The organism is Halomonas sp. PR-M31 (assembly GCF_001039575.1).
Taxonomy (GTDB): domain Bacteria; phylum Pseudomonadota; class Gammaproteobacteria; order Pseudomonadales; family Halomonadaceae; genus Modicisalibacter.
In genome coordinates, this window is record NZ_JIBT01000081.1 from 1 (window position 1) to 13,743 (window position 13,743).

Sequence of the window (13,743 nt, forward strand, 5' to 3'; positions counted from 1 at the left end):
CTCATTGTAGGCCGAAGAACTCTAATGACGTATGTACCGATTTTAGGGGATGGTTACACTTTGTCATCAATAAAAAAATGGCATGCGTCATGCTGGGTCAGGCATTACGAGATGAAGGAAAAGCGCTGAAATTCTATTCCCAACTGTGCCAGGCAAATCAGTCGGCCAAAATGCATGACTTGCTGGATGAGTTCACCGAGCAGCGTCTGATTCAATGCCAAGTCTTGCAGGAGTGTCACCAGCGCCTGAGGGATGTGGCATAGCGCTTTCAATTCTAAAAAGAAGCGGCTGAATACAGCCGTTGTAAACTTGCCTAAACAAACACGGCACATGCAACTAACAGTAAGCGGTCAATTAAACTCGTCGATTGGGCGTGGTCTACCCAGCGCATAGCCCTGAACGAAGTCCAAGCCAATCTCGCTTAGTGTCGGCAGTACGTTCCTATTTTCGACACCTTCGGCAATGGTCTTTTTCCCCATGAGATGGGCGATTTCATTGATGGAAACCACCATGGCCCGATTTACGCTATTGTCCAGTCCTGCTATCAAGGAGGCGTCAATCTTGAGAAAACAGGCCGGTAGCGTCTTGAGATAAGCAAACGAGGTCAATCCACTGCCGAAGTCGTCCAGGGCGAAATGAGCGCCCAAACCATGAAGTGTTTCGATCGATTGAAGAGCGCCGTCCAAATGACGGATTGCGGCGGTTTCGGTTATTTCCAGGCAAATCTTGTTAGACGCCACGCTGCCATCGGTCAATCGCTTGCGCAACAGACCCAGGCATTGCTCGTCGTTAAGCGATTGAGCCGACAGGTTAAGAGTGCAGGTGTCGAGCCCCTCGGCAATGGCAGGCTGGTCCCGCAGCCAGTCAAAGGCAGCGGCGATAACCCACTGGTCGAGCTGGCTGATCAGGCCGTAGTGCTCCACGGCCTGCAGAAACTCGCCGGCGGACACAACGCGACCACCCGGCTCGATCAGCCGTAAAAGCAATTCACAGCCATGAAGCTTTTTGTGGGTATTGTCCTGCATCGCGACTGCCATCGGCACGATGGGCTGATACATCAGTCGTAGCCGCTGGTTCTTCAATGCGCGGGTCACTCGGCCAACCCACTTGAATTCGCTTTGGCGCTGGGTGAGGGCCATGTCTAGATCCTGATAGACATAGCTGCGGTGGCGGCCATGGCTTTTGGCCTGATAACAGGCTGCATCGGCGGCTCTCAATACCTCGGTGTAATCAGCTGAGAAGTCGGTGATGGCCGCCAACCCAATGCTCATGCCGACCGGCAGCACTTCTGTCTCGTTGGACGCGTGCAGTGCTTGCATGTCGTTGAGCAGTTGATCGGCAAGCCGCTGGGCATCGGCAATCGTGCAATGGCTGAGTAACAGCCCGAATTCATCACCCCCAAGGCGAGCGAGGATATCGCTGTCGCGTATTCGCAGGCGCAGCATCTGTGCAACCTGGCGTAGTACCGCGTCACCGGCCAGGTGACCGGCAGTGTCATTGATGATCTTGAACTGGTCGAGATCGATAAACCCCATGATATGGTTTGCATGCTCATCTTGGGCGCTATGGATCAACTGATTCGCGTGGCGCTCGAACTCGCGTCGATTCAAAAGGCCCGTCAGGCTGTCGTGGTTGGCATGGTAAGCAAGTTCTGGCAGCCGGCGTTCATCGGTGATGTCCTCGCACAGGACAAGAATGGTGGGGGTCGAGTTGACCTGCCCGATGGCGCGGACGGTTTCGCGCATCCAGCGCAGAATGCCTTTGGCGCACACGATGCGTGTCTCCCAGCGCTGAACCTTGCTCGGCGCCTGAGCGAGGCCGGCCAGACCGTTGCGCACCTGCTGCTTGTCGTCTGGATGCAGCTCGATGAAACTGCGACCGACCAAGATGTTCTGTTCGATACCCAGCGTCTGCTCAGCATAACGATTGCTGGAAAGAATACGGCCGTTGACTTCGAGCGTGAAACAGAGCATCGGAATGGCCTCGAAGAGCACCCGGTATCGATGCTCGGTGGACGCAAGCGCAAGCGCATCCTGAGTCTCGCGTTTCTGGTGGCTGATATCGGTCATTGCCAGCAAAATGCGTACCGAGGTTTCGTCTTGAACATCATCCAGACGCCGAGCATTGAGCAGCATGACGCGCTCACCGGCGGTCGCATTGTCGAGCGCACCATCGAGCGTCACTTCGTAGTCTTTGAAGGTGGTACCTCGAGTCTTCAGGTCTTCCAATAGCCTGCGCAGGTGTGTCGTGCCCCATTGCCCCCCATCCAGATCGTAAATGGACCGTTTTTCGACGTCGTTCTGCGCCATATTGAAAACGGTGTAGAAAGAGCGGTTGGCGGATAACACACAAAGATTTTCGTCGAGCACCACGACCGCCTCGTGTAGGGTTTCTATCAGATGCTCGGCGAGTGCGTGCTCGGAAGCGAGTGCAAGCGCGGCCTGCTGGCGTTCGGTCACGTCAACGAACGTCACTACGACACCGTCGACGCCATCCTCGCAGGTGCTATAGGGACGAATCCGCCGGTCGTACCAGCGTCCATCCGTGGAGCGCACCTCTGTCTCGCTGGGCGTCAACGTCTCGATCACCGTCTGCGCCTCGACGAGCAGCGTCTCGCTTTCATCGAAGCGGCTGGCGATGTCGCTCAGCGGGCGCCCCTGGTCGCTGTCGATCAGCTGGAAAAGTTGCTGTGCCGCCGGAGTGAAGCGGCGGATATTCAGCTCTGAGTCAAGGAATAGAGTCGCGATATCGGTACTGGTTAGCAGGTTCTGCCAGTCATTGCGGGCCACCTCTAGCTCTTGGTATTTGCCCTGCAGATCGGTATTGACGGTTTGTAGCTCTTCGTTGAGCGCCTGCAATTCTTCTTTCGAGGCCTCCAGTTCTTCATTGGTGACCTGGAGTTCCTCGTTCATGGCGCCGGTTTCTTCGTTGGCCTCTTCCAGGCGCTGGATATAATCCTGCGACTCCTGTTGTGTGACCTGCAGTTCATATTCAAGCTGTGCGACCAGGGACTCATCATCAGCAATCATGTGATCGACCCTATCGGCTTGGGCCGGTTCGTTGTCCGAATCGATGAACGAGATCAGCAACAAGTCTTCGGACAGGTCGGGCCGACGTAGCGGGCGAGCTGCAATCTGCACGGGGCAGCGTTTGCCATTGCGATTGAATGCGGTGGTGACGGTGATGCACTTGCTGCTTTGCTGAGCCTGTTGTACGGCATCGCCGATCGCGCGTTTCAGTCCACGGCGGACCATGCGCTTGAGGTTCAATTTGGCCTCGCCGCTGGGAAATGTTAGGTATGCCTGGGCATCACCCTGAAAATACAGGATGTCAAGCTGACTATCGATCACCACTGAGGCCGGTGCGTACTCCTCCAGCAGCACACTGCGGGCGGCGTCGCCCAGGCTTGTGTGTGTACGCGTGCGAGGCGCGGACTGGCGATAGATGGCGTCCCCGGCTGCCACACCTGACGGTGTCGCCGTTTGCACTACGGACGTGCCGGTACGGCGAAACAGTCGGACACTGCGCGATAGGGTATCGAAATGCGCCGCCTGTGCGCCCAGGGTCTCGGAGAGGCCCAGCCACAGATAGCCGCCGGGATTGAGCGCATGATAAAACATGCCCACCACACGCTCCTGGGTTGGCGTGGCGAAATAGATCAGCACATTGCGGCAGACAACTAGGTCCAGGGCGGCGAATGCAGGGTCCGAAAGCAGATCATGGCGGGCAAATGTGATCCATTCTCGCTGCTCGCGATGAATCTGGTAACTGCTGCCCCGCGCGTTGAAATAGGTCTGTTTGCGCTTACTATCGAGCGTGCTGAGCGACTGTTCGGAATAAACGCCGGCTCGGGCATAAGCCAGCGCCTTCTCGTTGATATCGGTGGCCAGAATACGCACATCGAGTCGTTTACCAGCCGAGCGCAGATGCTCGGCGATCAGTATGGCAAGCGAGTAGGCTTCTTCACCGCTGGCGCAGCCCGCGACCCAGAGGCGTAGCGAACCGCCTTCGGGTTTCGTGCGCACCAAAGGTGTGATGACGTGCTCCTCGATATAGTCGAACGCCACCGGATCGCGGAAAAAGCGGGTCACGCCAATAAACAGATCCTGAATTAATTGATCCAGTTCGGCGGGGTGCGCTTTTAGATATTCCAGGTAGTCGGTGACATGCTGGATATTGCACAATGCCATGCGCCTTGCGATTCGACGCACGGGGGTACCCGGCCGATAGTCGCTGAGATCGAACTGAGTGCGTGCTTTCAGCAGCGCAAGAACATCGGACAAGTGGGCTTTGACATCGCGTTCGGTGCGACTGTAGGCCGGCTGGCCATCGTCGTTGTGGTGCAAGTGGTCGATGATCCAGGCCGGCATGGCTTCCACGGGCATTACATAATCGGCCACGCCAGCCTTGATCGCATGTTCCGGCATGCCGGTAAAACCGGCGTTTTCCGGGTCCTGAACCAGCACCAGACCGCCATGGGTCGAGATCTCGCTTGCGCCTTCGGTGCCGTCGGTCCCGGTACCCGAGAGTATGATCGCCACGGCATCGGTTCCCCGCGCCTGGGCAAGCGATGCAAAGCAGCGGTCTATCGGTCGCCAGTGACCGGCGGCGTCGCTGCGCACGCCAACCTCGAGCTTTCCATCATTCAGGGTCAGCTCCGTATCCGGGGCAATGACATAGACATGATTGGCCTGGAGCGTGGTGGACTCAGTGACGGCCGTGGCGGGCATAGCGGTGTGCCGGGCGAGCAGGCTTGGCGTCAGGCTCTCATGATCCGGCGCCAGATGCTGTATCAGCATGAAGGCGACGCCAGGCGCGTCTTGCATTGCATCGAAGAAGCGCTGAAAGGATTCGAGCCCGCCCGCAGAGGCGCCGAGTGCCACAACCGGTACCCTTGACGCATCTGTTCCAAGCGAATTCTTGGCGCCGTCTGTCTTAGTCGATAGGCGATGTGTTTCCATATGCTCCCCAGCAATCCAACTATTATAGTAAAAGTTAATTTAAAATATGTTTTTTTAACCTTTTTAAATTACGTTCGTATCATTTTTTTAGTATTTATTAATTAGCTATCGAGAGAACGCGTTAGGTTATTATTAACCTGTCTTATATTTGAGCGCGATCCGCATTTAATTGCTTGCATTTGTTCTATACTAAGTAAATTAGAAAGTTTTAAATGGACGCCTGTTTCGTATGATCAGGATTCGTCATTTTCGATTTTGCTAAGTTAAAGATCCCAGTTTGCTTTCATCTGCAGAAATGGTGGCATGGTTTCGCCTGTCCGCCTAGTCGTGACGCGCCCATTTCCTCAAGGTTTTGCACTTGTTCAAAGGCTCTGCAAATGCCCAAAAAGGCTATTTTATGACGCAAGAAGTTAGCGCCATTCTGTCAAATCTAGGCCGCTACTTGTCCCTAAGCGATCAGGATCAGTCGTTTCTTCTAGGGCTGGAAAAAAATTGTCATAGTATGGTAAACAAGTCCGTGCTATGGCAGGCAGCGGACAAGGTTGAAAAGCTCTATATCATTCAAAGCGGCTGGGCCTACACCTATCGGGACAAACTCGATGGCCAACGTCATATCATCGATGTCTTGCTTCCCGGCGATATCGTCGGACTGCGCGATCTGACCTTCGCCAAGCACAAGACCACGGCACGGATGCTGACCCGGGGCACGGTGAGCGTTTTTTCCCATAAGCGCATCGTCGATATCATCGATGGATCCTCAGCGCTGACCCTGTCTCTGTTGGCCGCCATCGCGCGGCAGGAAGCGATGCTCACCGAACGCATGCTGATGGCCATTCACCGCAGCGCCCGTTCGCGCATCATGCATTTCATCGTCGAAACCCATATCCGACTCAATAAGCTGCATACCACCGACTTCCATCAGTTCTATCTGCCGCTCACCCAGGCCATGCTGGGCGAAGTGCTTGGGCTTACAATAGTGCACGTCAACCGCACCCTGGCTTGCCTTGAACGAGACGGCATACTCATCAAGCATCGCCACCACATCGAGATCCTGGACGAACGAAGGTTGATTACGGAGACGGATTTCGATGGCGATTATCTCAGCGACGAGATGGATGGCTTGGCGGAATACCTGCGACAGATGAAAGCTTGAGGTAAACCATTAACCGGAATCACCATTCCGATTATGATGGAATCCTGACAAACAAAACTGACTCACAAGGATTCCCGATATGCGCCTCTCTTCCTCACTGCCTTCCATGGTGGGTGTCTGTCTGCTGGCCCTGAGCCTGCAAGCCGGTGCCGCAGACAAGCTGTATCTGTTCAATTGGACCGAGTACATGGATCCTGAGGTTTTGAAGGATTTCGAGCAGGAATATGACGTCGAGGTGGTTCAAAGCTATTTCACCTCGAACGCGGAGATGTTTTCCAAACTGGCCGCCGGGGGCGATGCGCAATACGACGTGGTGGTACCCACGGACTACTTTGTGCCACGGCTGATCAATGCAGGTCTGATTCAAGAGTTGAACCTAGAGATCATCGACAATCGCGACAATCTGATGGAAGCCTTTCGTCGTCCGGATTACGACCCTGACGAACTCTACAGCGTTCCTTATCTCTGGGGGGTTACCGGTATCGTCTACGACACCAAGACCTTCGACGATCCAGAGCACTCATGGAGTCTACTGTTTGATCCGTCAGTCAATCCGGATCAGCCCTTTGCCCTGCTGGGTGGCGATCCTCAGGTCAGCCTGGGCATGGCCTGTGCCTACCAGGGCGCGGGTTTCAATTGCGTAGGACAAGAGCCTTGGGTCGAGGCGGCCAGACTGATGAGCAAGGTGCTCGATCGCGACAATTTCACCGGCTTCGTCGACAGCACTGCGGCCATTGATCAGATCGCCCGAGGTGTCACCGAGGTGGCGGTGACCTATAGCGGCGATCTCGACTATCGCAAGGCGGACTCCCCGGAGACCTACGGCGATCTGGAGTTCTTCGTTCCGAAAGAGGGTTCCCAGCTAGGCGTCGATACGCTGGTGATCCCCAAACGCGCCCCGCACCCGAAACTCGCCAATCAGTTCATCGAATTCTTGCAGCGCCCGGAAAATGCCGCCAGGTCGGCGAACTATGCTTTTTATCGCACCCCCAATGAGGCAGCGCTGGACAAGGTTGCTCCGGAGCTCAAAGAGTCGTCGCGTTTGAGCACCCAGCAGCGCGAGACCCTGGTGACCACGCCTCTGATCGAGGGCGATCAGCTTCAGCTGTTGCAGCAGCTTTGGAACGAGGTGAGAAGCCGCTGAGGCTTGCAAGGTGTTGTGAAAAACGATCACTAGGCTGATCGTTTTTCGTGGCTAAAGCGATGAATACAGTCGCTCTGAACCTATCATATCCAACTGCCATACTGGTTTCATGACCATGACACTAACGTTATACGCACATCGTTTATCCCAGCCCTGTCGCGCCGTCGAAATACTGTTGCGGGAGCTTGAGGTGCCTTATAAATGGCACGAAGTTGATTTTGCCAACGGGCAGGCACGCGAGCCCTGGTTTGCAGAGCAGATCAATGCGTTCAAGTCCATACCAACGCTGATCAGCGCCGGCGACGAGCAATCCAGCAACGCGGATTTTCGGCTGGCGGAAAGCCATGCGATCCTGCGCTATGTGTGTCGTGAGGCAGGTGATCAGGAACAGGCGCGACGTTGGTATCCAGGCGATGAGGGCCCTCGCCGCAGCGCCGAAATCGATCAGTGGCTGGCCTGGCATCATGGCAACATTCGAAGCTATGACAGCTTTCATCCCATCATGAACCTGCACCTGACCCTGCCCATGCTCAAGTACGAGCTTCAGGACACCCAGATCAGACCCTTGCAGGAAGGCTTGAAATCCGGACTGGCGATGCTGGAATCCCACTTTGAAGGGCAGGGCGCGGACGGTTCATCCCCGGCCACGCTATGCGGCGGCGAACATCCGACGCTTGCTGATCTCTCCACCGTCTGTGAGCTTTATCAGGTCGTCGCGATTGGCTATCAATTCAAGGGCTATCCGCGGGTTTCCCAGTGGATCGAGACGATCGCCAGCCGACCGCATTTCAAGGATGTCTCTGCTGAGATTCTCGATCAGGGCAGAACCATCCGAGAGCAGAGCGGGAACTATCTAGAGCTTGAAAACGCATTCATCTGACGAGAAAAAAGCGACTTCGACAGATTTCGTGACTCTAAGTGTTTTAAATAAAGTACCACTTGCTTGAGAGATTTGATCCAAGTGACGTACTATCACGGGCATACGTTGAATAAAAGAAACGCTTATCTGGAGAACGTCGATGCCATCGCCTAGCACGTCTCATGTAGGTTCCTATTACGCCGCCTCGGCCAATCCCAGTCCTGAACGCCCTGGGTTACAAAAAGAGATTCGCTGCGATGTCTGTGTCGTGGGGGCCGGTTTTACCGGCATCTCCGCGGCCTTACATCTGGCAGAAAAAGGGCAGCAGGTCGTGGTGCTAGAATCGGCTCGGGTTGGCTTTGGCGCCTCCGGGCGTAACGGCGGACAGATCGTCAATAGCTACAGTCGCGACATGGATGTCATCGAAGACAAATACGGTACCGATACAGCGAAGGCTCTGGGCGACATGGCCTTCGAGGGCAATCGCATTATTCGCGAGCGTATCAAGCGCTACGACATTCAATGCGATCTCAAGGAAGGCAATCTGTTCGCGGCCTGCAATGCCAAGCAGATGAAAGGGCTTGTCGAGCACAAGGCGCTCTGGGAGCGTTTCGGCAACGATCAACTGGAGTTGCTGGAAGGCCAGGCCTACCAGCGCGAGATCGGCAGCAAACGCTATACCGGCGCCTTGCTCGATCATTCCGGCGGCCATATGCATCCACTCAATCTGGTGCTGGGTCAGGCAGCGGCCTTCGAATCCCTCGGGGGCGTGATCTATGAGCAGACGCCGGTAACGGACATCGCTCAGGGCGAGCCGGTAAGACTTACAACCCCCCAAGGCAGCGTCATTGCCGAGCGGGTGGTGCTAGCAGGCAATGCTTACATGAAAGGACTGATGCCGTCTCTGGAAGGCAAGTCAATGCCGGCCAGCACGCAAGTGGTTACCACGGCCCCTCTCAGCGAAGAACAGGCGCGAGACATTCTGCCCAACGATCGTGCGGTGGAGGACTGCAACTATCTACTCGATTACTACCGTCTATCCGGCGATCGCCGTTTGATTTATGGGGGCGGCGTCAGCTACGGCGGTCAGGACCCCAGCAGTATCGAGAACGTCATCCGTCCCAAGTTGGAGATGACCTTTCCGCAGCTCAAGGGGGTGAAGATCGACTATGCCTGGAGCGGTAATTTCCTGCTGACGTTGAATCGCCTGCCCCAGTTCGGACGCATCAATGACAACGTCTATTATGCTCAGGGTTATTCCGGGCATGGCGTGACCTGTACCCATCTGGCCGGGCGCTTGATTGCTGAGATCATACAGGGGCAACGCGAGCGCTTCGATGTGTTTGCCGGGCTACCGCATTTACCTTTTCCGGGTGGACGCTTGTTGAGTGTGCCGCTGACGGCCTTGGGCGGCTGGTATTACAGAACCCGCGATGCATTGGGAGCCTGAGCGCTTGTTCTCGGCAATGCTGATATGACAAAGAATAAGGAAACAGCGTTCTAAAACTTATTCGATCGCCTCTTCAGAGTAAACTTCGTTTCGGTATTACTCGCATTATCAAGAAGAAACGAGGAGGCGACCCATGAGTAAATCCATTGCTGTCGGCAGCACACTTGCGGTACTGGGGCTAGGCGGTCTAGCCTTCGGGGCCTATCAGATCCAGACAGCGAGCCCGACGCCGCAGTATGCCGAAATCATCAACGTCGAGCGCATCACTGATACCGTCGAGACACCTCGCGAAGTGTGTGACGATGTTGCAATGACTCGTCAGCGTCCAAGCAAGGATCCCAACCGTATTGCCGGCACTGCGGCAGGAGCCATTGTTGGAGGAGTACTTGGCAATCAATTTGGCGGTGGCAACGGCAAGAAGATCGTAACTGCCGCAGGCGCCGTGGCGGGCGGTTTCGCCGGGCGTGAGGTGCAGGGGCGCATGCAGCAAGGCGACACCTATACTATGACCGAAAAGCGCTGTCGGACCGTGACGGATACGACTGAACAGTTCAAGGGATACGATATCGAGTACCGTATTGATGGTAAGGTCTTCGATACGCGCCTTGATGAAGCACCCAAGGGCGAGCGAGTACCATTGGTGGATGGCAAGCCCCAGTGGCAGGCAGCCGGTGAAAGTTTCAACACCACGTCTTGAGTCAGTTTAAGCGTCAGTAGACAAGGACCCCGCCGTGAAGCGGGGTCCTTGCGTTGGGGGAGTGGATGCCCTTGCAATCAGGTCATCGCGAAGCCGAGTATCAGAAAGACGATGCTGGCAACGACAGCCCCAAGCGCTGCATAGGGGATCTGGGTCAGTGCGTGCTGCATGGGTAGACAACCGCTGCCCTGAGAGGACAGCACCGAGGAATCCGAGAAGAAGCAGGCGTGACTGCCGAAACTCGAAGCGGAGAGCAGGGCACCGACCACCAAGGGCATGGGTGCCTCCATGTGCTGGGCGATGGGTATCACGATGGGAATCGAGATCACGAACACGCCCCAGGAAGAGCCGGTGGCGAAGACCACGATCGCCATGGAGATGAACACCACCATGGGCAGGATCGCCACGGTCAAATAGGGCGTCAAGGTCTCGATCATGAACTCGGTCATGCCCAGCTGCTCGTTGATGTCTTTCAGTACAAAGCCCGCGGCTACGATAGCCAGGGGCAGCATCATGATACGAAAGCCGTTCAAGATAGAATCCATCAGCGCATCGAAGGTGCTTAGACGCTGAACCAGGAACAGTACCAGGGTGAACAGGGTGGCGACGATCGTTCCCATCAACAGGTCGATATCGTAATAGGCGCTGGCGCCGATCAGTACTACCATGGGGGCGAGAAAGTTGAACAGCCCCATCCAGGGATGGACTTGCGGCGCCTTCTCATCTTCCAGAGGTTCATCCGGAGCACCGTCGGGAATCGGCTGGCCTGCCTTGGCCCGCGCCTCGGCTGCTTTCATGGGGCCAAAATCCGGCATCAGTCCGCCAGCGACCAATAGCACCATTCCCAGCGCGACCCAGCCATAAACCATATAAGGAATCGACTCGATATACAGCCACATGCCGTTGCCGTCGGTGGCGCCATTGCTCTCTAGCAGCTCGGCGAAATAGACCGCCCAGGTCGAGATCGGCACCAGGATACAGACCGGCGCCGCGGTGGAGTCTACGATGTAGGCCAGTTTTTCCCGAGATACCTTGTAGCTGTCCGTGAGACGTTTCATCGATGAGGAGATCGCCAGGGCGTTGAGATAGTCATCGATGAAGATCAGCATGCCCAACACCGAAGTCCAGAGCAGTGACTGGCGCCGACTCTTGACCAGGCGCTGCATGAAGTGGCTGAAACTCAGGGTGCAGCCAGCTTTTTCGAGCATCCCGATGAAGCCGCCCATCAAGCCCACAACCAGTATCAGCCAGGCGATTGTTTCGTCCATCATGACGCTCAGGGAGATGTCCGCGAGCTCGCCGATATAGCTCTGTGGCTGCAGCATGAAAAGCCCGGACAGAGCCCCGGCGACCAATGCCTCGAGAGTGCGGCGGGTCGTCAGGGCGACCAGCAATACCAGCCCGGATGGCACCAGGCTTATCCAGCCGAACTCGCTGCCGGGTTCGTGATAGAGCGTCAGCCCACCGACGATTGCAATGATGGTCGCCAGCAGCGCGAGTGGCTTGAGCTGACCTCGCTCCAGGGGCAGAGAAGGGGCGAAGGGATGGGACGTGCTCATTGCTCGGCTCCTGTACGCGGGTCGGTAGGTGTGGGGCAAAACGTTGGCAGTGGTCTTGTGGTTGTCATTACATCAATCCCGGGAATGAACGATTTATTTTGGGCACAGGTTTCCCGAGACCGAGCATCGTGCTGTGCTCGGCCTTGGAGTCTTGGGCAAAAGGAGGCGGGCTGAATTCAGGCGCTTGAGCGCAGCGTCACCCGGTACGCCTCTGGTTTACACGTTGCGCAGGTACCAGTCATATTCCAGCGGGCTGACCGCCTGCATGGCCTGGGCGCGCTCCTCCCGGCGATTGATGTGATACACATGATGGAAATCACGTCCCAACGCCTCGGCCAGTACGTCATTGGCAGCGAACAGATCCAACGCCTGCAGCCAGCTATTGGTCAGCGTTGGCTCGAGTTGCTCGTAGGCATTGCCTTCGATGGGTGCCGGCGGTGTCAGCTCATGATTCAACCCGTGCAGTATCGAGGCCAGCAGTGTTGCCAGCAGCAGGTAGGGATTGACGTCCGCACCGGCCACCCGGTGTTCGATGCGCCGGGCAGCGTTGGGTCCGGAAGGAATGCGCACCGCCACGGTACGGTTGTCATAGCCCCAGGAAGGGGTCATGGGCACGTAGAGGCTTGGCTGAAAACGGCGGAAGGAGTTGAGATTCGGTGCCAGGATTGCCACGGAGGCCGGCATCAGTTCCAGCACGCCGGCGATGGCCTGTTTCAATACTGGCGTGCCCAGCAGATCTTCATCGTCGCTGGCAAAAACGTTGCGGCCTTCTTCATCGATCAAGCTGATATGGACATGAGCGCCGTTGCCTGCCTCGTTGCCATAGGGCTTGGCCATGAAGGTGGCCTCGAAATCATGATTGAGTGCCACTCCCCTGATCAGTCGCTTGAGCAACACCGCGCTGTCTGCGGCGCGAAGCGCATCGTCGCAGTGAATCAGGTTGATCTCGAACTGGCCCGGCGCGCACTCCTTGAGAGCGGTATCCAGGGGCAGTGACTGCTCGATGGCGGCCTGCTGGATCTCTTCGAGAAAATCCGCGTATTCATCGAGCTCGTTGATCGAATAGAGCTGACTTTGCGTGGCACGCTCACCGGTGCCCGGTGAGCAAGGGGGCTGAGCCTTGCCCCGTTCGTCGCGACGACGATCCACCAGATAGAACTCAAGTTCCAGCGCTACCACCGGCGTCAGACCGCGCGCCGTGAAGTTCGCAAGCACCCGGCTCAACACCTGGCGCGGATCGGCGAAGAAGGGGCTGCCGTCTATCTCTTCCATGGTCATCAGCAGCTGGGCCTGGCGACCGTCCCTTAGCCAGGGGGTGCCCATCAAGGTGCCGGGAATGGGGCGGCATACGCGATCGCTGTCGCCGGTGGCAAGCCCCAGACCGGTTTCCTCGATGGTGTTGCCGTTGATGTCGAGAGCGAACAACGAGGCAGGCAGGTTGACGCCGTTCTCATGGGCCTTGAGGAGATTGTCCCGAGGGATGCGCTTGCCTCGCAATACGCCATTGAGATCACTGATCAGTAGATCGAAGCTTTCGACATCCGGGTGCTTTTCAAGAAAATCACTGGGTTCGTGAGTGTCTGATGCAGGCGTCATGAGAAAGTCCCTTTGTATCAAAAAATGTGCCAACGAAGAGTGTTGATGGTTTCATTCTGCGCTGGCAAGGATTGTTGTCAATTATTTTACAGCAAAAAAGTCTGCTACTTTTGGATGCTATTCTATCCTTTCCTTTTAAGGTGTTGATTAATAAAAATTAGTTTTTTGTCGGAAGAAGAGTCTATGGCAAGTCTTGGTAAGCATGATTAACAGCGCTATGTTGAGTAAATAATACCATCGCTACAAAATCATCCAGTAAAGGAGTTCCGTAATGCAACAACGTCCGCTGGTCGGGGTGATCGCTTGTCGTCGCCAGGTCGAGGG

9 protein-coding genes are annotated in these 13,743 nt (G+C 56.1%); 6 read left to right on the forward strand and 3 right to left on the reverse strand.

Annotated features, from left to right (window positions below; all coding sequences use genetic code 11):
* Positions 1-263: hypothetical protein (locus tag CH74_RS19105; RefSeq protein WP_216594798.1), on the forward strand; the 263-nt coding region annotated here is incomplete at its 5' end.
* A gap of 87 nt (positions 264-350) precedes the next feature.
* Here CH74_RS19105 and CH74_RS17180 read toward each other — a convergent pair.
* Positions 351-4,961 carry an EAL domain-containing protein gene (locus CH74_RS17180; RefSeq protein ID WP_082140481.1) on the reverse strand — a complete coding sequence of 1,537 codons (4,611 nt, stop codon included), beginning with the start codon at positions 4,959-4,961 and terminating at the stop codon, positions 351-353.
* A gap of 397 nt (positions 4,962-5,358) precedes the next feature.
* On the opposite strand from CH74_RS17180, the gene CH74_RS17185 reads away from it, so the two are divergent.
* The 5 genes from CH74_RS17185 (at position 5,359) to CH74_RS17205 (ending at position 10,264) form a co-directional block, all read left to right on the forward strand.
* On the forward strand, positions 5,359-6,114 hold the full coding sequence (locus CH74_RS17185) for a Crp/Fnr family transcriptional regulator (protein WP_048308770.1): 756 nt from the start codon (positions 5,359-5,361) through the stop codon (positions 6,112-6,114).
* Between the two features lie 79 nt (positions 6,115-6,193).
* On the forward strand, positions 6,194-7,258 hold the full coding sequence (locus CH74_RS17190) for a spermidine/putrescine ABC transporter substrate-binding protein (RefSeq protein WP_048308771.1): 1,065 nt from the start codon (positions 6,194-6,196) through the stop codon (positions 7,256-7,258).
* A gap of 115 nt (positions 7,259-7,373) precedes the next feature.
* Entirely contained in the window at positions 7,374-8,138 is a 765-nt protein-coding gene (locus CH74_RS17195; protein WP_048308772.1) for a glutathione S-transferase family protein, read from the forward strand.
* Positions 8,139-8,277: 139 nt separating this feature from the next.
* Positions 8,278-9,567 (forward strand): FAD-binding oxidoreductase, encoded by a 1,290-nt coding sequence (locus tag CH74_RS17200; protein WP_048308773.1) that lies wholly within the window; start codon positions 8,278-8,280, stop codon positions 9,565-9,567.
* A 133-nt stretch (positions 9,568-9,700) separates the two neighbouring features.
* A complete protein-coding gene (locus CH74_RS17205; protein ID WP_048308774.1) occupies positions 9,701-10,264 on the forward strand; it encodes a glycine zipper 2TM domain-containing protein in 564 nt (187 codons plus the stop codon).
* Positions 10,265-10,341: 77 nt separating this feature from the next.
* Here the strand turns inward: CH74_RS17205 and CH74_RS17210 are convergent, their stop codons facing one another.
* Positions 10,342-11,823: a Na+/H+ antiporter NhaC family protein gene (locus CH74_RS17210; protein ID WP_048308775.1), complete on the reverse strand. Its 1,482-nt coding sequence runs from the start codon at positions 11,821-11,823 to the stop codon at positions 10,342-10,344.
* A gap of 216 nt (positions 11,824-12,039) precedes the next feature.
* A complete protein-coding gene (locus tag CH74_RS17215; RefSeq protein ID WP_048308776.1) occupies positions 12,040-13,419 on the reverse strand; it encodes a glutamine synthetase family protein in 1,380 nt (459 codons plus the stop codon).
* Between the last annotated feature and the right edge of the window lie 324 nt (positions 13,420-13,743).

What these genes read in the sequence shown, in the direction of transcription:
- CH74_RS17180 (WP_082140481.1), bottom strand. Translation starts at nt 4,961, where the DNA reads ATGGAAACACATCGCCTATCGACTAAGACAGACGGCGCCAAGAATTCG.
- CH74_RS17185 (WP_048308770.1), top strand. Translation starts at nt 5,359, where the DNA reads ATGACGCAAGAAGTTAGCGCCATTCTGTCAAATCTAGGCCGCTACTTG.
- CH74_RS17190 (WP_048308771.1), top strand. Translation starts at nt 6,194, where the DNA reads ATGCGCCTCTCTTCCTCACTGCCTTCCATGGTGGGTGTCTGTCTGCTG.
- CH74_RS17195 (WP_048308772.1), top strand. Translation starts at nt 7,374, where the DNA reads ATGACACTAACGTTATACGCACATCGTTTATCCCAGCCCTGTCGCGCC.
- CH74_RS17200 (WP_048308773.1), top strand. Translation starts at nt 8,278, where the DNA reads ATGCCATCGCCTAGCACGTCTCATGTAGGTTCCTATTACGCCGCCTCG.
- CH74_RS17205 (WP_048308774.1), top strand. Translation starts at nt 9,701, where the DNA reads ATGAGTAAATCCATTGCTGTCGGCAGCACACTTGCGGTACTGGGGCTA.
- CH74_RS17210 (WP_048308775.1), bottom strand. Translation starts at nt 11,823, where the DNA reads ATGAGCACGTCCCATCCCTTCGCCCCTTCTCTGCCCCTGGAGCGAGGT.
- CH74_RS17215 (WP_048308776.1), bottom strand. Translation starts at nt 13,419, where the DNA reads ATGACGCCTGCATCAGACACTCACGAACCCAGTGATTTTCTTGAAAAG.